General features: G+C 60.8%; 18 protein-coding genes. 15 read left to right on the forward strand and 3 right to left on the reverse strand.

Annotation, left to right across the window (positions count from 1 at the left end):
* The first annotated feature begins 176 nt into the window (after positions 1-176).
* The 9 genes from ACZIRK_RS09400 to ACZIRK_RS09440 all read left to right on the forward strand — a co-directional run bounded on the left by ACZIRK_RS09400 (position 177) and on the right by ACZIRK_RS09440 (position 12,811).
* Entirely contained in the window at positions 177-1,835 is a 1,659-nt protein-coding gene (locus tag ACZIRK_RS09400; RefSeq protein ID WP_463327223.1) for an amidohydrolase, read from the forward strand.
* Positions 1,832-2,872: a CobW family GTP-binding protein gene (locus tag ACZIRK_RS09405; RefSeq protein ID WP_463327224.1), complete on the forward strand. Its 1,041-nt coding sequence runs from the start codon at positions 1,832-1,834 to the stop codon at positions 2,870-2,872. The genes ACZIRK_RS09400 and ACZIRK_RS09405 overlap by 4 nt, the downstream gene beginning before the upstream one ends.
* 197 nt (positions 2,873-3,069) lie before the next feature.
* Complete coding sequence (locus ACZIRK_RS09410; RefSeq protein WP_463327225.1) at positions 3,070-4,323, forward strand: sarcosine oxidase subunit beta family protein; 1,254 nt, start codon at positions 3,070-3,072, stop codon at positions 4,321-4,323.
* 17 nt (positions 4,324-4,340) lie between these two features.
* Positions 4,341-4,664 carry a sarcosine oxidase subunit delta gene (locus tag ACZIRK_RS09415; protein ID WP_456641202.1) on the forward strand — a complete coding sequence of 108 codons (324 nt, stop codon included), beginning with the start codon at positions 4,341-4,343 and terminating at the stop codon, positions 4,662-4,664.
* Positions 4,661-7,657: a sarcosine oxidase subunit alpha gene (locus ACZIRK_RS09420; RefSeq protein WP_463327226.1), complete on the forward strand. Its 2,997-nt coding sequence runs from the start codon at positions 4,661-4,663 to the stop codon at positions 7,655-7,657. The genes ACZIRK_RS09415 and ACZIRK_RS09420 overlap by 4 nt, the downstream gene beginning before the upstream one ends.
* Positions 7,658-7,673: 16 nt before the next feature.
* The gene (locus ACZIRK_RS09425; RefSeq protein ID WP_463327227.1) at positions 7,674-8,246 is read left to right on the forward strand and encodes a sarcosine oxidase subunit gamma; all 573 of its coding nucleotides are present in this window, start codon (positions 7,674-7,676) and stop codon (positions 8,244-8,246) included.
* A 4-nt stretch (positions 8,247-8,250) separates the two neighbouring features.
* The gene (locus ACZIRK_RS09430; RefSeq protein WP_463327228.1) at positions 8,251-9,624 is read left to right on the forward strand and encodes an L-serine ammonia-lyase; all 1,374 of its coding nucleotides are present in this window, start codon (positions 8,251-8,253) and stop codon (positions 9,622-9,624) included.
* Between the two features lie 10 nt (positions 9,625-9,634).
* Entirely contained in the window at positions 9,635-10,927 is a 1,293-nt protein-coding gene (gene glyA / locus ACZIRK_RS09435; RefSeq protein ID WP_463327229.1) for a serine hydroxymethyltransferase, read from the forward strand.
* Positions 10,928-10,939: 12 nt separating this feature from the next.
* The gene (locus ACZIRK_RS09440; protein ID WP_463327230.1) at positions 10,940-12,811 is read left to right on the forward strand and encodes a gamma-glutamyltransferase family protein; all 1,872 of its coding nucleotides are present in this window, start codon (positions 10,940-10,942) and stop codon (positions 12,809-12,811) included.
* A gap of 18 nt (positions 12,812-12,829) precedes the next feature.
* Here the strand turns inward: ACZIRK_RS09440 and ACZIRK_RS09445 are convergent, their stop codons facing one another.
* The gene (locus ACZIRK_RS09445; RefSeq protein WP_463327231.1) at positions 12,830-13,732 is read right to left on the reverse strand and encodes a LysR family transcriptional regulator; all 903 of its coding nucleotides are present in this window, start codon (positions 13,730-13,732) and stop codon (positions 12,830-12,832) included.
* 161 nt (positions 13,733-13,893) lie between these two features.
* Between ACZIRK_RS09445 and ACZIRK_RS09450 the strand changes: the two genes are divergently transcribed.
* Positions 13,894-14,616: an isochorismatase family protein gene (locus ACZIRK_RS09450; protein ID WP_456641196.1), complete on the forward strand. Its 723-nt coding sequence runs from the start codon at positions 13,894-13,896 to the stop codon at positions 14,614-14,616.
* A 64-nt stretch (positions 14,617-14,680) separates the two neighbouring features.
* Here ACZIRK_RS09450 and ACZIRK_RS09455 read toward each other — a convergent pair whose 3' ends face one another.
* Positions 14,681-15,163, reverse strand: coding sequence for an N-acetyltransferase family protein (locus ACZIRK_RS09455; RefSeq protein WP_463327327.1), 483 nt, complete (start codon positions 15,161-15,163; stop codon positions 14,681-14,683).
* Between the two features lie 483 nt (positions 15,164-15,646).
* Here ACZIRK_RS09455 and ACZIRK_RS09460 point away from each other — a divergent pair, with 483 nt between their 5' ends.
* The 5 genes from ACZIRK_RS09460 (at position 15,647) to ACZIRK_RS09480 (ending at position 20,615) form a co-directional block, all read left to right on the forward strand.
* Positions 15,647-16,696 (forward strand): ABC transporter substrate-binding protein, encoded by a 1,050-nt coding sequence (locus ACZIRK_RS09460; protein WP_463327232.1) that lies wholly within the window; start codon positions 15,647-15,649, stop codon positions 16,694-16,696.
* A gap of 46 nt (positions 16,697-16,742) precedes the next feature.
* Complete coding sequence (locus tag ACZIRK_RS09465) at positions 16,743-17,621, forward strand: ABC transporter permease (protein ID WP_463327233.1); 879 nt, start codon at positions 16,743-16,745, stop codon at positions 17,619-17,621.
* Positions 17,618-18,436 (forward strand): ABC transporter permease, encoded by an 819-nt coding sequence (locus tag ACZIRK_RS09470; protein ID WP_463327234.1) that lies wholly within the window; start codon positions 17,618-17,620, stop codon positions 18,434-18,436. The genes ACZIRK_RS09465 and ACZIRK_RS09470 overlap by 4 nt, the downstream gene beginning before the upstream one ends.
* 81 nt (positions 18,437-18,517) lie before the next feature.
* Positions 18,518-19,552 (forward strand): ABC transporter ATP-binding protein, encoded by a 1,035-nt coding sequence (locus tag ACZIRK_RS09475; protein WP_463327235.1) that lies wholly within the window; start codon positions 18,518-18,520, stop codon positions 19,550-19,552.
* Positions 19,542-20,615 (forward strand): dipeptidase, encoded by a 1,074-nt coding sequence (locus tag ACZIRK_RS09480; protein ID WP_463327236.1) that lies wholly within the window; start codon positions 19,542-19,544, stop codon positions 20,613-20,615. The genes ACZIRK_RS09475 and ACZIRK_RS09480 overlap by 11 nt, the downstream gene beginning before the upstream one ends.
* 492 nt (positions 20,616-21,107) lie before the next feature.
* On the opposite strand, the gene ACZIRK_RS09485 is transcribed toward ACZIRK_RS09480, so the two are convergent.
* Positions 21,108-22,397 (reverse strand): ABC transporter substrate-binding protein, encoded by a 1,290-nt coding sequence (locus tag ACZIRK_RS09485; RefSeq protein ID WP_463327237.1) that lies wholly within the window; start codon positions 22,395-22,397, stop codon positions 21,108-21,110.
* Positions 22,398-22,403: the final 6 nt, after the last annotated feature.

The raw sequence follows: 22,403 nt of genomic DNA on the forward strand, positions 1-22,403 counted from the left end.
CATCACGGCTACACGTCCATAGGCAAGATGGGGGGCCGTACGTGTCGCGTCGTTACGCGAGCGATGTCGCAAGCTTCCAACCGCGAAGGGGTGCGAAAGTGCACATTGCTCCACGGTTCGAGTAACCGGGCCGCTCGGCTCATTGGCGAACTGACCAGACACTCAGGGGAGATCAAATGGGAGATATCACGGTCTATCGGGCGCGGAAGGTTGTTACGATGGATCCGGGTCGTCCTTTCGCCCAATGCGTGGCGGTGAGAGATGGTCGTGTTCTGTCGACCGGCACGATCGAGACCATGCAGCCCTGGCTGAAGCGGTACCCCTACAAGATCGACGATACCTTTGCGGACAAGGTCATCCTGCCGGGATTCATCGATCCCCACACGCACTTCGCGTTCTCGGCCGGTTATCTCGCGATGCACTACATCGGCCCGATCGACTCGCCGGGACCGCACGGCATCAACAAGGGTTTGCGCACCCGCGGCGAGGTTCTAGCCAAGCTTCGCGAAGCCGCCAACGCCGACCCAGATCCGAATGCGCCACTGATTGCCTGGGGATTGGATCCCGCATCGCAGGACGGACATCTGCATCGCGACGAGCTTGATGCCGTTTCCCTCGATCGGCCGATGTGGGTGATCTCCTATGCCCCACATTTCATCTACCTGAACAGCGCGGCGCTGGAACGGGCCAAGGTTCCCGACAACACCAATGTGCACGGCGTGATGCGGTATCCGGACGGCAGGTTGAACGGACAGTTCGTCGAGCTGGAGGCGGGACGTCTCGCGCTCGGCGCGATGCGCGAAGCGATCGCGGAGCGTGGCGGCGCCGATGGCCTGAAGCGAATGGGAGACATCGCGCGCAAGGCCGGCGTCACCACGACCGCCGAAATGATCTTCGGCAAGGGAAACTTCGAGAACGAATGGGCGCTCCATGCGAAGGTGGTTCCGGACGAGAGCTTTCCGCTACGCATGGGCCTTGTTTCGCTCGAGCTCGCACTCTACGCCGATCACGGCAGCAAAGGCGCAGATTTTCTTCTCGATGCGATGAAGAGGAGTGGCGACAAGCTCTTCTTTCATGGCGTGAAGTTTCTATCTGACGGGTCATTCCCGGCGATGTCCCTGCGGCTGAATTTTCCTGGTTATCTCGACGGAAGCAACGGCCTGCGCAATGATGTTCCGTGGGATGAGCTCCACGAGCGGATGCTTCCGTATTGGAAGGCGGGTATCCAGATCCACTGCCACGCAAACGGTGACGAAGCGGTGGATGCGTCGCTCAACGCCCTGGCCAAGCTTCAGAAGGCGCAGCCGCAATTCGATCATCGTTTCACCTTGGAGCACTACTGCATCAGCACGCCCGACCAGGCCCGCCGGCTAAAGGCGCTCGGCGGCGTCGCCAGCGTGAACAATTATTTCGTGCACTATCGCAGTCAGCTTCACGCCGAAGAGGGGTTCGGGCCGGATCGCTCCGAGGCGGTGGCGCGATTGGGGTCCCTCGAGCGCGAAGGAGTGATCTTCGCGCTTCACTCCGACTACTCGCTGGTCCTCGTTCCGCTCCATCCGTTGACCGCAGCCTGGGTCGCGGTCAATCGCATCGCCCTGGATGGAAAGACGGTGCTGGCGCCGGGCGAACGGATCGGCGTCGAACGAGCGCTGCGTGCGATCACGATCGATGCCGCTTACGTGCTGGGCGCCGAACAGCGATTGGGCAGTCTGGAGCCGGGGAAGTTCGCCGACTTTGCCGTGCTCGAAGCTGATCCGTTCGAGGTCGATCCCGTCGATCTCAAGGACATCAAGATCTGGGGCACGGTTCTCGGCGGCAAGCCGCAACCCGCATGACAGCTGAATCCCGCGATCAAGCCGACGACGTCGCTGTGCCGGTTAATCCGACAGCCGGCAAAGAAACGCTGGCCATGTTGATGGGCATCTTTGAGGCCGCGAGGGTCGTTCCTCGCGCGGTCGCCCCGATATCGCTGCCTTTGACGATCGTCAGCGGATTCCTGGGGGCGGGAAAGACAACGCTGGTGAACCGTCTGCTCTCCGAGCCCGGGGGCAGGAGGATAGCCGTACTGGTCAATGATTTTGCGGCCGTAAACATCGACGAGGAACTGATCCGCTTTCAAAGCGAGGATACGATCGGCCTGACCAACGGTTGCGCATGTTGTTCGATCAACGGTGATCTCGTCAACGCGATCCAGCGATTGGTCGAGCGAGAGGAACCTCCCGACGCCATCGTCCTTGAAGCGAGCGGGCTTGCGGATCCGCGCGGCATCGCGCAGGTGGCATTGGCTAATCCTGCGATACGGCTCGACGCCATCCTCGCACTGGTGGATTGCGAAACATTTCCCGAGCGCATCAGGGATGAGAGAACCCGGCCGACGATGCTGGCGCAGTTGTCTGCGGCCGATATCGTCGTGATGAGCAAATCCGACCTCATCGAGGATCGGCGGGATATGATCAAGGGGCTGATCGAATCAGCGGCTCCGGGCCGCACCGTCCTCGAGGCGATGCACGGCGACATTCCTGCCGATATCGTGCTGGGCGTGAACGCTAGTCCCTCGTCGACATTCGGATGCTCAGACACCGGCCATCACACCTCATTCGCCTCGACAACGCGTAGCTGGTCGACGCCGGCAGACAGAGACGCGATCATGCGGGCGTTGCGCGAGCTTCCGCCGAATGTCATACGAGCAAAGGGTATCTTTTGCTTCAAGGACGACGAACAACGAAGATTCGTCTATCAGCGGGTCGGCAAGCGCGAGAGCCTTGAAGCCGTATCGGCTCCCTCATCGATTGCCCAGCATGCCTCGAGGCTCGTCCTGATCGGCTTCTCCGAGCAGTGGGATGAGGCCGAGGTATCCCGGCTCATACCATGACCAGGGGTGGTGATGCCGCACTTCCGCCCAGTGTGGCGCACCCGGTTCGAGAGCGTCCAATCCGAAAGCCCGACGCGCCCCGGCGACGGCGTCGATCGGCGGGATGTCGCTTTCATCCAACAAGCACGGCGAGCGGATGCTGGCGAGATCGTATCGGCAGGCGATAATAAATCGCAGTTATTCTGGCACGGGCACCCATGAGACGATTCTCTGCAATTTCCTTGTTTCGCGAAGCTCTCGGGGGCCACGAGACGTGGCCACGGCAGTGGCGTTCGCCCGAGCCGAAACCTGCCTACGATGTTGTGATTGTCGGAGGCGGTGGGCACGGTTTGGCGACGGCATTCTACCTGGCCGAACGGTACGGACTAACAAACGTCGCGGTCGTAGAGAAGGGATGGATCGGAGGCGGGAATACGGGCCGCAACACGACGATCATCCGATCGAACTATCTCTTTGACGAGAGCGCCAGGCTCTACGAGCATGCCCTGAAACTGTGGGAAGGGCTCTCGCAGCAGCTGAACTACAATATGATGTACTCCCCGCGGGGCGTCCTGATGTTGGCGCACAACATTCACGACGTCCAAAGCTTCAAGCGGCATGTCCATGCCAACAGGCTCAACGGTATCGACAATGAATGGCTGTCGCCACAAGAGTGCAAGGAGTTCTGTCCTGCGCTGAACGTTGGCGGCGCCATGCGCTATCCGATCCTTGGCGGCGCCTTGCAGCGGCGGGGCGGCACCGCTCGGCACGATGCTGTCGCATGGGGATACGCAAGAGCCGCGGACGCGCGTGGCGTCGACATCCTGGAAAACTGCGAGGTCCTCGGCATCCGCCGCGCCGCATCGGGCCGAGTGGAAGGGATCGAGACGTCAAGGGGCTTCATTCGGGCCGGCAAGATCGGAGTCGTTGCGGCCGGCAACACCAGCGTCGTCATGAACATGGCCGGGGTAAGGTTGCCGCTGGAGAGCTTTCCGCTCCAGGCTCTGGTCTCAGAGCCCGTCAAGCCGGCCTTTCCCTGCGTGGTGATGTCAAACACCATTCACGCCTACATCTCGCAATCCGACAAGGGAGAGATGGTCATCGGCGCCGGCACCGATGCCTACACATCCTATTCACAGCGGGGCGCGCTGCATATCGCAACCCATACGCTCGACGCCATCTGCGAGCTTGTGCCGATGTTCAGAAGACTACGGATGTTGCGCAACTGGGGGGGCATCGTCGACGTAACCCCCGATCGGTCCCCCATCGTGGCGAAGACGCCGGTGCCCGGGCTCTACGTTAATTGTGGCTGGGGCACTGGAGGATTCAAGGCGACGCCAGGTTCAGGCGACGTTTTCGCGTGGACGATTGCGAAGAATGATCCTCACCCGATCAACGCGCCTTTCACGATCGAGCGATTTCGCGATGGCGTGATGATCGACGAAGCCGCTGCTGCGGCGGTGGCCCACTAGTTTGGAAATCCAGTCACATGCTTCTCATCAAGTGCCCCTTCTGCGGTCCGAGGCCGGAACTCGAGTTCTCCTACGGAGGACAGGCTCACATCGCTCGCCCGAAGGATCCGGCCGCTCTCGATGACGAGTCGTGGGCGGAGTACCTGTACATAAGAAGCAATCCGAAAGGACTGCACGCGGAACGCTGGAGGCACATTCACGGCTGTGCGCGCTTCTTCAACGTACAGCGGAATACGGTCTCCGATGCGATCGTGGCGACCTACAAGATCGGCGAGGAGCCTCCCAAACCGGTCGACCCGGGGTTGGAAGAGTGGTCCAGCAGGAGCGGAGCGGCGCTATGAGATACCGGCTTCCCGCGGGCGGCCGCATCGATCGCAGCAAGCCGCTGTCGTTCCACTTCGACGGCAAGAAATATTCCGGGTTCGCAGGCGACACGCTCGCTTCGGCACTTATCGCCAATGGCGTCCATCTCGTCGGCAGGTCGTTCAAGTACCATCGCCCTCGCGGCTTTTTGTCCGCGGGGCCGGATGAACCGAATGCGCTGGTAGGCGTCGGCAGCGAGGAAGCGCGTTATACGCCGAACCTTCGCGCAACCCAGCTCGAGCTGTACGACGGCCTCGTGGCGGAGAGCCAGAACCGGTGGCCGTCCCTGTCGCTGGACTTCAGCGGCGCAAACGACCTGTTCTCGCGATTTCTCCCGGTGGGCTTCTACTACAAGACCTTCATGTGGCCGGCGTCGGCGTGGAAGAAGCTGTACGAGCCGATGATCCGGCGGGCCGCCGGGCTGGGGCGCGCCCCGGAAGCGGCCGACGCCGACCGTTATACGCAAGTGTACGGGCATTGCGATGTCCTGGTTATCGGTGCAGGACCGGCCGGCCTCGCAGCCGCGCTGGCGGCGGCGCGATCAGGCGTGAAGGTCTTTGTCTGCGACGAGCAGGACCAGATGGGAGGCTCGCTGCTGTCGGAGCGGGAAGCAACCATCGATGGGCAGGGGGCCGCCGATTGGCTGGAGCAGACCATCCAGGAATTGAAGTCGCGAACGAACGTGGTCCTGTTGCCGCGGACCACCGCGTTCGGTTGGTATCCGCACAATTTCCTTGGGCTATGTGAGCGCGTCACGGACCATTTGGGACTGGCAATCACAAAGCAGCCGCGGGAGCGAATGTGGCAGGTGCGGGCCAGGGAAGTGGTCCTTGCGACCGGTGCCATCGAAAGGCCGCTGGTGTTTCCGGACAATGATCGCCCCGGGATCATGATGGCCGAGGCGGCGCGGACATATCTCAATCGCTATGGAGTGTTGCCCGGCAGCCGGGCGGTTGTCTTCACCGCCTGCGACAGCGCTTATCGCGCGGTGCTTGAGTTGAAGAGCGCGGGCGTTGAGATCGCTGCGATAGCGGATGTGAGATCAGCTCCGAATGGCCGATGGATCGAGCGGGCGCGAGCCGCCGGCATCGACGTGCGTCCATCCACGGTGGTCGCCGGCACTTACGGCCGTCTGCGCATCTCGCATGCCGATCTGGCGCGAATTTCCGGAGGAAGCACGGGGCATCCCGAAACCTTCGCGTGTGACCTTCTGCTGATGTCGGCTGGCTTCACGCCGAGTGTGCACCTGTTCTCGCAGTCGCGCGGCAAGCTCGTCTATGACGAGGATCTGAAGGCATATCTGCCGGGCACCTCGGTCGAGCGCGAGCGTTCCGTCGGAGCTTGTCGAGGCGTATTCGACCTCGGCGCATCTCTCGCCGACGGGTTCGCGGGAGGACTCAGTGCGGCAAAGGCGTCGGGAGGAACTGCGGCGGCCGAGCACAAGTTTTCGGTTTTCACTCAATCGTTGGGCAGGGATGGTTTCATCGGTGCCCCGCCGAGCGGCGGCAAATCGCGACGAACACGGGCCTGGGTCGACTTTCAGAACGACGTCACCGCAAAAGACATCGAACTCGCGACGCGCGAAGGCTTTCGATCCATCGAGCATGTCAAGCGCTACACGACCACGGGTATGGCGACCGACCAGGGCAAGACGTCCAACATGAACGCGTTGGGCATCGTCTCGCAAACACTGGCGTTGCCCGTCTCCCAAGTCGGCCTGACCACATTCCGCCCTCCATATACGCCGACGACCTTCGGCGCGTTCGCCGGCCAGTCCAGAGGAGAGCTGTTCGATCCGGTTCGGAAAACGTCAATCCACGAATGGGCGCGCGAGAACGGCGCCGCCTTCGAGGATGTGAGCCTTTGGAAACGAGCTCATTATTTCCCGCGACCGGGCGAGGACATGCACGCGGCGGTCAGGCGCGAATGCAAGGCGACACGAGAATCGGTCGGGATTTTCGACGCTACCACGCTCGGCAAGATCGAGGTTGTCGGCAAGGACGCCGCCGAATTGATGAACCGGATGTACACCAATGCATGGACCAAGCTTGAGCCGGGGCGTCTGCGCTACGGGGTTATGCTGCGCGAGGACGGCTTTGTCATGGACGACGGCGTCATCGGGCGAATGTCGCCAGATCGCTTCCACGTCACGACGACGACGGGTGGCGCCGCCCGCGTGCTCGCCCTCATGGAGGACTACCTGCAAACGGAGTGGTCGGACCTCGACGTCTGGTTGACGTCGACCACCGAGCAATGGGCCGTCATTGCCGTCCAGGGACCGAATGCACGCAAGGTGCTGGAGCCGCTCGTGCACGGCATCGACATCTCCCAGCAGGCCATGCCGCACATGAGCGTGCAGGAGGGGCATATCTGCGGGGTGCCGACGCGACTTTTCAGGGTCTCCTTCACCGGCGAACTGGGCTTCGAGGTCAACGTCCCCATGGGATATGGCCGTGGGGTGTGGGAGGCGATTTACGCCGCGGGACGCGAGTTCGGCATCACGCCTTACGGCACCGAAACGATGCACGTTCTCCGGGCTGAGAAGGGATACATCATTGTTGGTCAGGAGACTGATGGCACCGTGACCCCCGATGACGTGGGGCTGGCCTGGGCGATCGGGAAGGCCAAGAAGGACTTCGTCGGCAAACGTTCGCTGGCGCGGCCCGCCATGAGCCGAAGCGATCGAAAACAACTGGTCGGGCTGCTCACTGTCGATCCGAACATCGTGCTGGAGGAGGGGGCGCAGGTCGTCGCCGATCCGTCCGAGCCTGTCCCCATGACGATGATCGGCCACGTTACGTCGTCGTACTGGAGCGTTGCGCTCGACCGCTCGATCGCTCTGGCCTTGGTGCAAGGCGGCCGGGCGCGCATCGGCTCACGCCTGAGCGTTCCGATGCCAAGCGGGCCCGTGACGGTCGAAGTCGTCCAGCCGATATTCTACGATCCGGAAGGGAAGCGTCTCGATGGTTGAGGCAACGATCGTCAGGGTGAACTCGCTGGCGGCCGTCAGCCGCGACAGCGCCAGTTCTCCGCAGGTTTCGCTAGCGGTGCTGCCCGATGCGGCGAAATTGGTGTTTCGCGGACGACCCTCGTCGATCGGCGCGGCCGGAGAGGCATTCGGCGTCGAGTTGCCCCAGACCGCCAATCGCTTCCGCGAGGCGGCGGGACGCAACGCCTATTGGTTGGGTCCGGACGAGTGGTTGCTGGAAGCGATCGGAGTGGATTCTTCTGAGCTGTTCTCAACGATGTCGGAAAAGCTCGCCTCCCATTCCTGTTCCCTCGTCGACGTCAGTCATCGATCCGACTCCATGGCGATAAGGGGACCGATGAGCGAATACGTGCTCAACCACGGCTGCCCGCTCGATCTCTCCGAACGAGCATTTCCGGTCGGGATGTGCACGCGCACCATTCTCGGCAAGTCGCCGATAGTGCTCTCCCGAACGGAGCAGGAGGTGTTTCATCTGGACGTCTGGCGCTCTTTCTCGCCTTACGTCTGGTCGTTCCTGGACGAAGCCCGCCAGGAATTCCTCCACGACCAGTCGGCAAGGTCACCCACGTGATTTCATGATCGGAACGTTCGAGCTCTTCAAGATCGGCATAGGCCCATCGTCGTCCCACACGGTCGGCCCCATGAAGGCGGCGGCCCTCTTCGCCGAGACCGTGGAGCGTTCCGGTCTGCTGCCACGCGTGGCGCGGGTGCGGGTCGATCTGTTCGGATCGCTCGCCTGGACCGGTAAAGGGCACGGCACGGACAAAGCCGTCATTCTCGGCCTTGCCGGCGAACGTCCTGATGCGGTCGATCCTGATGATGCGGACAAGATCGTGGCGTCGGCCCGGCAAGAAAAGGTGCTCCGTTTCGCAGGCAAGTACCGGATCGCCTTCGATCCCGAGGCGGACATCGTATTCGACGGCATCACTCCTCCGGTCCATCATCCAAATACGCTGGCGCTTATGGTCTTCGATTTTGCGGGAGAGCGGTTCCTCGAACAGCGATGGTGCTCGATCGGCGGCGGCTTCGTTGTGCCGGAAGAGGAGGCGGGAGAGCCGTCGCCCGCCTCGTCGGCGCCGGTGCCCTATCCGTTTCGCTCCGGCCGCGACCTTCTCACGATGGGCGCTTCGTCAGGCCTGTCCATTGCCGAGATGGTTCTGGCCAACGAGACCTCGCGGCTGCCAAGCGAAGAGGTCGAGGCACATCTTGATCGCATCGTCGCGGTCATGATGTCTTGCATAGACCGCGGCATGGTGACGGAGGGAGAACTCCCGGGCGGTCTTGAGGTGCGGAGGCGGGCGCCTGCGCTCCATCGGAGGCTCCTCGTGGCATCCGGAGCGAACAATCGCGCGCAACACGCCGTGATGGATTGGGTCAGCCTGTATGCGATAGCCGTCAACGAAGAGAACGCCGCGGGAAGCCGCGTCGTTACCGCGCCGACCAACGGCGCGGCCGGCATCATTCCGGCCACGCTGCGTTACTTTCGCGACCATTGTCACGACGCCGACACCGAAGGACTGCGCCGCTTTCTTCTGACCGCTGCAGCGATCGGAACCTTGTTCAAGATGAATGCGTCCATCTCCGGCGCGGAGGTCGGATGTCAGGGCGAAGTCGGTGTCGCCTGCTCGATGGCGGCCGCGGGATTGGCGGCGGTTATCGGCGGTACGAACGAGCAGATCGAGAACGCCGCCGAGATCGGCATGGAGCACCATCTTGGCATGACCTGCGATCCTATCGGCGGCCTGGTGCAGATACCCTGCATCGAGCGAAACGCCTTCGGCGCCATCAAGGCCATCAGCGCCGCCTCGCTGGCGCTCCAGGGCGACGGAACGCATGTGGTGTCGCTCGACAAGGTGATCGCGACGATGCGCGAGACCGGCCGGGACATGCAATCCAAATACAAGGAGACCTCGCTCGGAGGACTCGCGGTAAACCTGGCGGAATGTTGAAGGAACACACATGGGACAAGCTGCGTCGAACAAGTTCTTCACCACCGACATCTCGACCCTGGATCCCGAGGTGGCGTCCGCCATCGCAGACGAGCTGCGGCGACAGCAGGAAGAGATAGAGCTGATCGCCTCCGAGAACATCGTCTCGCGCGCGGTCCTGCAGGCGCAAGGCTCGGTTCTGACGAACAAGTATGCGGAAGGCTACCCGGGACGACGCTACTATGGCGGATGCGCGCATGTCGACGTGGCGGAGGAGGTCGCGAGAGAGCGCGCCAAGAAGCTCTTCGGCTGCGCCTTCGCGAACGTGCAACCGAATTCGGGCAGTCAGGCCAACCAGGGCGCCTTCATGGCTCTCATGAAGCCAGGCGATACTTTCATGGGACTGGACTTGGCCGCGGGAGGCCATCTCACCCACGGCGCCAAGCCCAACATGTCCGGCAAGTGGTTCAACGCCGTGAGCTACGGCGTGCGTCCGGAAGATCAGAGGATCGACATGGAGGCGCTGGAGCGTCTCGCACTGGAGCATAGGCCGAAGGTCATTGTCGCCGGCGGGTCGGCTTACTCGCGCTTCTGGGACTTCGCCGAATTCCGTCGTATCGCGGACCTGGTTGGCGCCTATCTCATGGTCGACATGGCACATTTCGCCGGTCTGGTCGCCGGCGGCGTCCATCCGTCGCCTGTTCCTCACGCGCATATCGTCACCTCGACCACGCACAAGACGCTGCGCGGTCCGCGCGGCGGTCTGATCCTGTGCAACGACGCAGTGTTGGCAAAGAAGATCGACTCGTCGATCTTCCCGGGCCTTCAAGGCGGTCCGCTGATGCATGTGATCGCTGCAAAAGCGGTCGCATTCGGCGAAGCGCGGACGCCGGAATTCCGCCGATACGCCAGCGACGTCGTCGGCAACGCCAGGACGCTCGCGAACACTCTCATGGAACGGGGATACTCCGTCGTCTCCGGTGGGACCGACAATCATCTGTTTCTGGTCGATCTGCGTTCCAAGAACCTTAACGGCAAGACGGCAGAAACCGCACTCGGACGGGCTAACATCACCTGCAACAAAAACGGGATACCCTTCGACCCGGAGAAGCCGACCGTCACCTCGGGAATCAGGCTCGGAGCCGCGGCGACGACGTCGCGCGGTTTCGGCGAAGGAGAATTTCAGGCGGTAGGCAATCTGATCGCGGATGTATTGGACGCCGTTTCCGCCGCGAATACCGACGCGGCTCCGGCTGTCGAGCAGCGCGTGAAAGGACAGGTCGCAGAGCTGACGAAGGCGTTCCCGATCTATCCGTTGGGCTGAAGAGAGGCGAGAATGTCGAGCAATTTGGCACTGGGGAACTTCCGGCTCAGCTACGGTCCTGATGCCGGCGAGGGCGCATTTACGACGAGGCCGGAAATCGTCGGCGCGTTCGGGGTGGTTGCCTCGACTCATTGGCTGGGAACTGCCGCTGGCATGCGGATCCTCGAGAAGGGAGGCAATGCCTTCGACGCCGCGGTGGCCATCGGCTTTGCGCTGCAAGTCGTCGAGCCGCATCTCAACGGGTTCGGCGGCGAGGTCCCGATCATCTTCCACGACGCGAAATCGGGACGCGCGCGCGTGCTGTGCGGGCAAGGGGTTGCGCCGGCAGGCGCCACGATTGAGACGTTCGCCAAACTCGGCCTCGACATCATTCCGGGAAGCGGGTTTCTTCCGGCATGCGTTCCCGGCTCGTTCGGCGCCTGGATGAGACTGCTCCGCGACTACGGGACAATGGACGTCGGTGACGTCCTGGAATCCGCGATCACCTACGCTCGCGACGGTTACGTGATGCTTCCGAGGATCGCCGCTGCGATCCAAACGGTCGCTCCCCTTTTCCAGGAGGAGTGGCCGACATCAGCAGACGTCTATCTGAAGGACGGCATTCCGCCGGCAGGCGCACTGTTTGCGAATCCGGACCTTGCGTCGACGTATGAGAGGATCGTCCGGGTTGCCGATGAAACGCGAGGGACGAGAGAACAGAAAATAGAAGCAGCGCGCAAGGCGTTCTACCAGGGGTTCGTCGCCGAGGCGATCGACCAGTTCGTCCGGACGCCGGTGATGGATACCTCGGGATCGCGGCATGCCGGAATCATCTCCGGACAGGATCTCTCGCTCTGGCAAGAGACATACGAGGATCCGCTTTCGCTGAGCTATGGTGCTTTCCAAGTGCTCAAGCCGGGACCGTGGACGCAGGGGCCGGTGTTCCTCCAGCAGCTCGCTTTGCTCAAGGGATTCGATCTATCCTCGATGGATCCTCTCGGCGCCGACTTCATTCACACCGTCACCGAGTGCTCCAAGCTCGCATTCGCCGATCGCGAGAAATATTACGGCGATCCAAATTTTGTCGATGTGCCGATGGCAAGGCTTCTGAGCGAGGAATACGCGAACGCGCGACGAGAGTTGGTGGGGAGTGCTGCCTCGCTCGACTTCCGGCCCGGCTCGATCGAGGGGTTCGATCATGCCGTGCCCTATGCCATCGGCGACGCCGAGGACGGGAGCGCGGCGCTGGGCGCCGGCGAGCCTACGGTTGCCCGCTCCACGGCCGACAGCGGCGAGCCCGCGATCAGCCGCCGCGGCGCGGTGCGCGGCGATACGGTCCATCTCGACGTGATCGACCGGCACGGCAACATCGTCTCGGCAACTCCAAGCGGAGGCTGGCTGCAAAGTTCGCCGGTAATTCCCGGACTAGGGTTCGCGCTCGGGACGCGAGCGCAGATGTTCTGGCTCAAGCCGGGGCTTCCATCGTCGCTTGCCCCCGGTAAGCGCCCCCGGACCACCCTTTCCGTTTCCCTGGTGTACAGGGACGGGGAGCCGTACGCGAGTTTCGGCACTCCCGGCGGCGATCAACAGGATCAGTGGAGCTCCGTCTTCTTTCTGCGCCACGTGCATCACAATCTCAATCTGCAGGGTGCGATCGACGCACCGATGTTTCACAACGACCACATGCCGAGCTCGTTCTTTCCACGACGTGCTAAACCCGGCTCACTGACGATGGAGAGCCGTCTTTCGACGGATGTGCAGAAGCAGCTTGCGGACCGGGGGCATCGCATCGAGATCGTCGACGGATGGTCCCTGGGAAGGCTTTCAGCGGTGTCGAAAAGAGGGAGAGTTCTGCGGGCGGCGGCGAACCCTCGTTACATGCAGGGCTACGCCTTCGGCCGTTGAGTAGAGCGACACCGAACATCAATCGAGAGACGAAGATTCGTGTTCGGCCAGCTCAATGAACGCACGGACCGCATTGGACCTGTTCGTTCTTTTCCATGCTAGAACCGTTTCGAGACAAAATCTTTGATCGTCGATGGGACGCAGATCGATATTGTGACCGGCGAATCCGATCAAGCTCTTTGGATAGATCGTGATGCCGAGACCGGCCGCGACGAGTCCGAGCAGGGCCATCGGATTCGACGCCTCCAGGCAGACCTTCATGCTCAAGCCTTCCGCCGCGAAGATGTCGCTGAGGCGCCAGCGATACGCTTCCCACTCGCCCATATCTCCGAGGATAAGATCCTGCCCGGCAAGGTCGGCTGGACGTATCTTTGGCGCACGGGTCAACTCGTGATCCCGCGGGGCGACGAGATAAAGCGGCTCTACCGAAACCACCAGGACCTGGAAATCGGGATGGTCGAACGGCCCGATCATGTAGCCGATGTCGATCTCGTCATGCGCGAGCGCCAGCTTCTGACCTTGCGTACGCATGTAACGCAGGTTCAGCGCGACATGCGGATGGAGCCGTCTGTATCGAGAGACTGCCGACGGCATCAGCGTCGTTGCCGCGAAGGACATGTAAGCCAGCCGTAGCTCTCCGGTCTTGCCTTGCGCGACAAGACGCGCCGCGCCGACTGCCCGTTCGTAACCCCGCAACAGCTCGACATTTGTTTCGTAGAAGCAGCGGCCCGCCGGCGTGAGCGAAACTTCCCGGGTGGTGCGCTCGAACAGCTTGAAGCCGAGCAGCTGTTCCAACCTCTGAATACGACGGGTCAGAGCCGACTGATCAATGTTGAGGCGCTGGGCGCCGCGTCGGAAACTGAGTTCCTCGGCGACTACCACAAACGACTGCGTGAGTTCGAGACCTCCGTCTCCGCACATTCGGCGCCTTCCCTACGGACGAGTGAAGGATATCGATTGATGCAGGCCGTGCAACAACAATTGGCGAACGATCACTTCCGCGCGCGCTGTGTTTCGTCATGATGGCGGGGTCGGGACATGGAGCCGTCGGTCAGGACGGCCGGACAACCAGGAGATTGACCGTGCAGGACATCGACAATCGCGAACTTAACCGCATGTTGCAGCAGGCCTTCGATGCTTCCACGAAGATCTATCAGGAGCGCGGTTTCCAGCGTCGTATCGGATTTGGAAGGCGTCCCGCGCTGGTGAGCGTCGATCTCGCCAACGCCTGGACGCGGCCCGGCAATCCCTTCACCTGCGATCAGGAAGCGATGGACAACCAGATCATGCCGGGCATGCAGCGGCTCCTCAAGGCGTGCCGCACGAACGGCCATCCGGTGATCCACGTGACTACGGCCTACGAGATCACCGATCGCAACGCACCGTTCACCGACATGGGCTTGTGGCACTGCAAAATACCGATCGAGGTCGTCAATCTCAACGATCGGGCACTCTGGGCCATCGACGCGCGAATCGCTCCGGTCGAGGGTGAATATACCTTGCTGAAGAAGCGGGCGAGCGCATTTCACGGTACGGGCCTTGGGGGAATTCTGCGCGCTGCCGGCGTCGACACCATCCTGGTAACCGGCGTGACCGCGACGGCCTGCGTCCGTACGACGATCTGCGATGGCCTCGCAGACGGCTTTCGCACCATTGCTGTTCGTGAGTGCATCGGTGATCGCGTGCCCGGCGCGGTCGCCTGGAACCTCTACGACATCGACGCCAAGTTCGCTGACGTCCACAGCGTCGATGAATGCGTCGATTACCTGGACAGTGTGGGATCGACGCGCATGGCGGCCGAGTAACGCTCCCGCAGCAACGGCGAGATGGACAGCGTCCCGCCGTTGCTGATACGGAACGGTTCAGTCGCTACAGCAACTTGAACATCACAAGCGCATCAACATAGTCGCCTGAGGGCCGACGGAAGGCGAGTGGCAGGCGACCGACGTCCCGGAAGCCAAGAGAATGCCAGAGGCTGACGGCGCGCTCATTGCTGCTGACAACGAAATTGAATTGCATCGCGGAAAATCCCTGGCTCTTCGCATGCAGCAGGGAATGTTCGCACATCTGCCGTGCGATACCTTTTCCCTGAGCGCTCACGTTCGTCATGTAGCCGCAATTGGCGACATGCGATCCGCCGCCGGCCTGATTGGCGCGTAGGTAGTAGGTCCCCACCGCGTTTCCGTCTTGCACCGCAATAAAGGTTTGCCGATCCGTCCCCATCCAATAGCGGAGAGCGTCTGCTTCCGACATGTCCCTGGGGAGTGTGTAGGTCTCGCCGGCGCGAATGACAGGGCCGATGATCGACCAGATCGATGCGCTATCCTCAACTGTGGCCGGCCTTATCTGCAGCATGAGTGATTGTTCCGTGGGTATGTCGAGTGGGGGAAAAGCGAGCTTCGCCGATGAAGCTCGAGCAAAGGCCATTCTAATACAGGGAATGGCGATCCGAGTCCTTCTAGCCCTCGACGTCATGCGGCGCCGCGAAGCAACTTCCCGCCGTGACTTGAGGTGCTCGCGAACGCAACTCAACCTGGGCGCTATTTCGGAATCGCACAACTACGCCAAGTCGACTGCGCTGCGATCGCACGCCATTTGCTTAGTAGATAAGCGGCCGTTTGCATACTTACTGCACATTGCCAGGGCCGTGCGACGCGACGTCCCTCGTGTCTTCCAACAGCTACAATTTTCATGTCGCATTCATACAAGCCCCGGCTGGCAGTGCACGTATACATTTTTGTGACTTTCGAAAGACGAGAGCAAGAGGGGAAGCGGGAGGGCATTCGCAGCCTTTGGCAATGGCGCCAAAGAGCGAGTGGCACCACGGAGGGACGCATGAGCTATCTGATGAACCGGCGCGGGTTTCTTGCGGGGGCGACGAGCGCGATGGCGCTCATGTCCAGCGCGGGCGGGGTCCGCGCCGAAGGTGGCCAAATCATCGTCGCCAATTGGGGTGGGGACTGGAACGACCGCACGGTCCAGTTCTTCGAAGCGCCCATTGTCGAGAAAGCCGGTTACACTGTTGTCCGCGACCTCGACGGGTTTGACCAACGCAGAACAAAGATCATTGCAAGCCGCAGGCTGCCGCGTGCGCCTATGGATGTCGCGCACATGGACGACGCGACCGCGTTCGAACTGGCTTCGTTGGAAGCGCTTGATGCGATCGATGAACAGGCCGTCCCGCGACTGAAGGATACCCTGTCCATCCTGCGAACGCCCACATTCGTCCCTTGGCAATACAGCGCCTGGATCATCGGCTACAACCCCAAGAAATTGAAGGAGGCTCCCAAGAGCTTTGCCGATCTCTGGGACCCCAAGTACAAGGGCATCGTCGGCCTAAGCGACGCCCACTGGTTTCACCACATCGAGTCCACGGCACTCAAGCTCGGAAAGTCCCTCGACAACATCAATATCGAGGCCGTGAAAGCCAGCATGATGGAATGGAAGAAAGCGGCCAGCCCGCGCATCTATCCGAACCATCTGCAGATCGAGCAGGCGCTCAAGAACGGAGAGATCCTCGTCGCTCCCGAGTACAAGGCGCGCATCCTGCAATTCGCCTCGGAGGGTGTCGATGTGGTTTCCGCGTATCCGGCGGAGGGCGGCATCGGCATCATCTTCGGTCTGGTGATGCCGAAGAAGGGACCGAATCCTCAGGCAGCGAAATTCTACTGCAATGCGTTGCTAGACCCGGACGGGCTCACGGCTCTGGTCCAGAAGTCATTCTATTCGCCATCAAACACCAAGTCGGTGTTGCCCGAAGCTGCCGCCAAGCAGATCGAATTCACTGAGCAAGAGAAGAAGGCGATCCATAACCGGCCTCATGCATTCTGGCTGAAGAACCGCAATGATCTGCTCGATTGGTGGAACAAAGAATTCAAGAGCTGAACGCGTCTAGATGACCACGCTAGTAGTTGCACGAGAGTCAAGCGGCATGCCTGCCGTCGCAAGACGCACCCGCTGGGCTGCCCCTTATGCCTTGTCGGGACCGGCCTTCGTCTTTGTCTCGCTACTGTTGATGCTTCCGCTCCTCATGATGCTGCGGTTGAGCTTCTACCAGTACGACGCGGCACAGATGTACATCCAGGCGTTCACGCTGGATAATTACGTCAGGTTCTTCAAGGACGAATTCTACCGTCAGGTGTTGTGGACGACCCTCTGGGTCTCGGCAGTCACGACGTTGCTGTGCCTCATCGGTGGATTGGCTGTTGCGTATTTCATGGCGAGGACGACTTCAGCCATACTGAAGCGCTACCTGATCATCGCAATCGTCTTGCCGCTGTTCATGGGGAACGTGGCGAGGACCGCCGGATGGATCATCATCCTCGATAACAAGGGCTTATTGAATTTCCTGCTGCAACAACTCGACCCGGGAGGCGAAACGCTGCAACTACTCTACACGTCCGGCGCGGTAATCACGGGTCTGACGTCGGTACTATTGCCATTCATGATCGTGACGCTCAACAGCGTCATGCACAATATCGACGTATCGCTGGAAGAAGCGTCACTCAACCTGGGGGCTTCCGCGCTGACAACGTTTCGCCGGATCGTCCTTCCTCTTCTGATGCCGGGTATCTTCGCAGGCTGCGTGCTGTGCTTCATCCTGTCGATGAATGCCTATGCGACGCCGATCCTCATCGGTGGGCCAAAGTTCTACATGATGGCGCCGACCATCTACAAGCAGATATCGGCGGCCATGAACTGGCCGTTCGCCTCGGCGCTGGCGTTCATGCTGATCTCCCTGACGATGGTGCTCACGGTCGTGTCCGCCGTAATGTTCAATCGGACGGCACGGATAGGTGCCGTCCGATGACGAGTATCGGCAAGGCGAGCCCGCTCAGGTGGACCTATCTGATCTTCGTATGGGCCACCATCCTGTTCGTGCTCGTCCCGCTGGCGACAACGATATGGGTCGCGTTCTTCAGCAACAAAATCCTTTCATTTCCTCCCGAGGGATACACGGGAAGCTGGTTCGTTCAGGCCTGGAGCCTCGAAGCCTTCAGGAGCGGCTTCTTCCTGAGCTTTCAGGTGGCGATCAGTGCGTCGGTGCTCGCGCTATGCCTGGGCGTTCCCGCAGCGCTCGCAATCGGCAGATACAAGTTCCGGGGACGGGAGCTCATCAACACTGTGCTGATGTCGCCGCTGATGATCCCGGCCATCGTCGCCGGCAGTGCGATCTATCTGTTCTACATTGAGCTCCAGATCTGGAGCGACGTTCAATTCGCCTCTACGGTTTACGGCCTGACTTTGGCCCATGCTCTGATCGCGATACCTTGGGTGTTGCGGCTGCTCGTCGCATCCTTGGCCGGGCTCGATCCTGCGATCGAGGAAGCATCACTTAGTCTCGGCGCCACGCGGCTTACGACTTTCTTCCGTATAACCCTTCCGCTGATACGCCCGGGTATCACGGCTGGCGTTCTGTTCGGATTCATCGCTTCGTTCGGCGATCTTGAGAAGTCGCTCCTGCTGGTCGGTCCTGGTCGTATCACGCTGCCGATCGCTATGCTCAACTATCTGGAATACCGAACCGATCCGACGATCATGGCGGTTGCGACGATCCAGGTTCTCATCATCGCGATTGCGCTCATTGTTTCCGACCGATACGTGCGTCTCGGCCGAACATTCTGAAGAACAAAAGGGCTAACAGTGTCCAACGTCACTCTCCAGAACGTGGTGAAGCAATACGACTCCTTCGTCGCTGTGAGGGAAATGTCGCTCGATATCGCGAACGGAGAATTCCTGGCGCTGCTCGGGCCCAGCGGATGTGGAAAGACCACGACGCTTCGGATGATCGCGGGCTTTATCGAGGCTAGTGCGGGCCGGATCTTGTTCGGCGATCAGGATGTGACCGATCTTCCGCCCAACAAGCGCAATACGGGAATGGTGTTTCAGGGCTTTGCCCTGTTTCCCCATATGAACGTCCATCAGAACATCGCCTACGGACTGGAGATGCGCCGCGTTCCCAAAGGCGATATCCGACAGCGCGTGGCCAAGGTTCTGGACCTGGTGCAGCTCGGCCGTTTCTCAGAACGCATGCCACGACAATTGTCGGGAGGGCAGCAACAGCGGGTCGCGTTGGCTCGCGCACTGGTCATCAATCCGCATGTGTTGTTGCTGGACGAGCCGCTGTCGGCTCTCGACGCGAAGCTGCGACACGACGTTCGGCTGCAGATAAGACAATTGCAGCAATCGCTGGGGCTGACGACCGTGTTCGTCACCCACGACCAGGAGGAAGCGCTTAGCCTCGCCGATCGGCTCGTGGTGATGAATGGGGGTGCCATCGAGCAGATCGGGAGCCCCGCCGATCTCTACGAGCGGCCGGCTACGCCTTTCGTCGCCGACTTCATCGGTAAGACAAACTTCTTCAAGGGAACACTGGCGGGCGACAGGTTCACGACCGATGCGGGAATTTCCCTCAAGGTTGCGCCGAAAATCGCGCGGGCGACGCTGCTTGGGGTGAGGCCCGAGAAAATCAAGATTGTCGTCGGCCCAGCATCGGCGGCAACGGTGCACGACGATGCGAACGAGATCGACGGGGTGGTCGAGCTAATCAGTTATCTCGGACCTTTCACCGAGTATCAGGTTAAGGTCCCCGGCGAGCAACGGCTTCTGGTTCAGCAGGCCAATCGGGACGTGCCGGAAGCGGTCCAGCCAGGGCAGGCGGTCAGGCTCACGATTGCTCCGGAGTGGTGCTTTCTCTTCAATGCCGACCCGGGCACGAAGGCCCTGGAGGGTGAGCCGTAACGGACCATCACCACTTGGTACCGGCGGCGTCGCCATCGCTGCCCGGCGTTCGAACATCGATTTGCGTCAGGAGAACAAGAATATGTCGTCGCAACTGCACGAGCGCTCGATCGTCATTGACGGTCTGATCATCTCCAATTTTGGCCGGGATATATTCGAGGATATGCGAAAGGGAGGGCTTACGGCCGCCAATTGCACGTGCTGCATTTGGGAGGGGTTCACCGAGACGATGCGGAACGTGATGCAGTGGAAACACTGGTTCCGCGAACATGGCGATCTGATCAAGCAGGTCTATACAACCCAGGACATCATGGCTGCGAAAAAGGAAGGCAGAACCGGGATCATACTGGGGTGGCAGAATATCACCGGTATAGAGGATCAGATCGGCTATCTCAGCCTCTTCAAGGAGCTCGGCGTTGGCATCATTCAGATGGCCTACAACACCCAGAACCTCGTGGGCACCGGCTGTTATGAAAGCAAGGACGGTGGGCTGTCCGACTTTGGACACGAGGTGGTTGCCGAGATGAACCGGCTTGGCATCCTGTGCGACCTCTCGCATGTCGGTCCTCAGACGAGCACAGACGTGATCCTTGCTTCCAAGAAGCCCGTGACCTACTCGCACTGTCTGCCCGCCGGGCTTAAGTCCCATCCGCGCAACAAGAGCGATGAGCAACTGAAGTTCATCGCCGATCGCGGCGGGTTCGTCGGCGTTACGATGTTTCCTCCCTTCCTTAAACAACGCGGGGCTGAAGCATCAGTAGACGATTACGTCGAGGCGATCGAATACGTCATCGACATCTGCGGCGAGCGAAACGTCGGCATTGGGACCGACTTCACTCAAGGCTACGGGCAGCCCTTCTTCGATTGGATCACGCACGACAAAGGATACGGACGCAAGCTCACGGACTTCGGGAGCGTGATCAATCCGCAGGGCATGCGTACCATCGGTGATTGGCCAAATCTCACGGCCGCGATGGAGAAACGCGGCTGGAATTCAAGCAAAATCGAGGGCGTGATCGGAGAAAACTGGCTGTCGGTCTTGCGCGAAGTCTGGGGCGCCTAGATCGCCTGCATACGAATTCGCATAGTAATTGCTTGCCACCACTTGTGCACGCCGGTTTGTTGAGGGCGCCTTCCATGAGGAACTGGTTCATGCAGTTGAGGGCATCGCTTAGGTTCAAAGGAGACGTCAGCGATTTCCACATCTGTCCCGACGGTGCGCAGGTGTCGCTGCCCACGGGAATGAAACAAAGCGATGGGGTTCTTGACTGCCTTGATCGTACCGATCTCGACGCTGAAATTAACGAACATGGTCCGGTTCAAAGCGAAAAGGACGGCCGAGTTGGAAGAGGGCGATAGCTTCTCATTCTTGCCTGACACATTCTTGGCTTTAGAGCGTTTTCGAGCCAAGCATGCCCTCGGACTTGATCCGAGGGTGGACATCGATTCGCGTAGCAATCAAGTTTACGCAGATTGCTTAGACTTATCTGCGCAGAAACGCGTCAATACAAGAATCTAGAACTTCGGTTCTGATTCAATCAGAACCGAAAATGCTCTAGCCGCCGCATTTGGGCATAAGGCCGTTCACATCCTGCACCAGGCTGGGCATCACTTCCGCGGCGGAACGCTTGCCCGTCACCAGGCTTTCGGTGTGGTTCTTGATCACTTCGATGATCTTCAGCGAATTTCCACCCGGAAAGGACGCCCAATCCGTCAGCACCGGCAGTTGCTGAATGCTGGTCATGTGGTTGGGGTTCTTGGCATAGAATGACCCGAGGAGCTCGGGTGACTTCACCGCAATCTCATTGCCGGGCATGTAACCGGTATAGTTCACCATGAGCGTCTGACCGATCGGGCCGGTGACAAACTTCACATACTCCCATGCCGCCTTCTGCCGCTCGGCATCCTTCGCGAAGACCATAGCGACATTTCCGCCGGCAGGCAGCTTGCCGTCGGGTGCCGACAACGGAAACGCGACGGTCTTGAAATCAAAGCGGTTGCCGATCTGGCGATCCGCTGCGGCGACATAGGACGTGGAATCGACGAGGATGGCGACGCTGCCGGCGACGAATGACTGACGCACTTGGCTGATACCGAAGTTGGGCATTCCTGACCTGCCAAAAGACTCCAAGGTCTTGAGTGCCCACATGCCGGCATCGTCATCGAAGGCGATTGTGCAGCCGTCGGCCTTCAGCATGCGTCCAGCGCGGCTGGTGACGAGCGACTGCAGCAGCCAGTTTCCGGTCTGGTCCCATTGGTAGTAGAATCCCGTCACACCGGCTCCGGCACTTGCCTGAATTTTCTGACCTGCAGCGACGAGCTCGGGCCAGGACTTGGGCAGCGTAGTCGGATCGAGGCCGGCCTTCTTCACGAGGTCGGCGTTCAGGTAGAGCACCGGTGTCGAGACCGCAAAAGGCAGACCGTAGAGCTTGCCTTTCCATTGGCCAAGCGCTGCGAGCGTTGAGTAGTAGCCGAGTTTGTCGGGACCACCATCCGCCGCCACAAAGGCATCGAGGGGCGCGCCGAGGCCGCGGTCCACGAACAAGCCGATCTGGTTGATGCCGTTGAAGGCGATATCCGGAAGACGTCCGGTGATCTGGTCGCGCAGGATCTGCTGTGCCCCCTCCTCGTAGCCGGCCGCCGGGTTGCGGAATTTTACCTTGATCTCGGGATGTGTCTCGGTGAAGCGCTTGGCCAGCTCCTGGTGAAGAGCGTTGAAAGTCCCCGGCGTGGTGTAAAGCACGTCGAGCGTTACCTCGGCATGGGCGGGCGTGAGCGCGAAGCCGGCCAGCAATGTGGCACCCACGACCCTCAACACGCGGCGCGGCAGCAGTCTGTCGAACATGATGGT

The organism is Bradyrhizobium sp. Leo114 (assembly GCF_055229415.2).

Coding starts and splice junctions, on each gene's coding strand:
- ACZIRK_RS09445 (WP_463327231.1), bottom strand. CDS start 13,732: ATGTGCGGAGACGGAGGTCTCGAACTCACGCAGTCGTTTGTGGTAGTC.
- ACZIRK_RS09400 (WP_463327223.1), top strand. CDS start 177: ATGGGAGATATCACGGTCTATCGGGCGCGGAAGGTTGTTACGATGGAT.
- ACZIRK_RS09475 (WP_463327235.1), top strand. CDS start 18,518: ATGTCGCTCGATATCGCGAACGGAGAATTCCTGGCGCTGCTCGGGCCC.
- ACZIRK_RS09460 (WP_463327232.1), top strand. CDS start 15,647: ATGAGCTATCTGATGAACCGGCGCGGGTTTCTTGCGGGGGCGACGAGC.
- ACZIRK_RS09410 (WP_463327225.1), top strand. CDS start 3,070: ATGAGACGATTCTCTGCAATTTCCTTGTTTCGCGAAGCTCTCGGGGGC.
- ACZIRK_RS09420 (WP_463327226.1), top strand. CDS start 4,661: ATGAGATACCGGCTTCCCGCGGGCGGCCGCATCGATCGCAGCAAGCCG.
- ACZIRK_RS09465 (WP_463327233.1), top strand. CDS start 16,743: ATGCCTGCCGTCGCAAGACGCACCCGCTGGGCTGCCCCTTATGCCTTG.
- ACZIRK_RS09415 (WP_456641202.1), top strand. CDS start 4,341: ATGCTTCTCATCAAGTGCCCCTTCTGCGGTCCGAGGCCGGAACTCGAG.
- glyA (WP_463327229.1), top strand. CDS start 9,635: ATGGGACAAGCTGCGTCGAACAAGTTCTTCACCACCGACATCTCGACC.
- ACZIRK_RS09470 (WP_463327234.1), top strand. CDS start 17,618: ATGACGAGTATCGGCAAGGCGAGCCCGCTCAGGTGGACCTATCTGATC.
- ACZIRK_RS09440 (WP_463327230.1), top strand. CDS start 10,940: ATGTCGAGCAATTTGGCACTGGGGAACTTCCGGCTCAGCTACGGTCCT.
- ACZIRK_RS09485 (WP_463327237.1), bottom strand. CDS start 22,397: ATGTTCGACAGACTGCTGCCGCGCCGCGTGTTGAGGGTCGTGGGTGCC.
- ACZIRK_RS09430 (WP_463327228.1), top strand. CDS start 8,251: ATGATCGGAACGTTCGAGCTCTTCAAGATCGGCATAGGCCCATCGTCG.
- ACZIRK_RS09405 (WP_463327224.1), top strand. CDS start 1,832: ATGACAGCTGAATCCCGCGATCAAGCCGACGACGTCGCTGTGCCGGTT.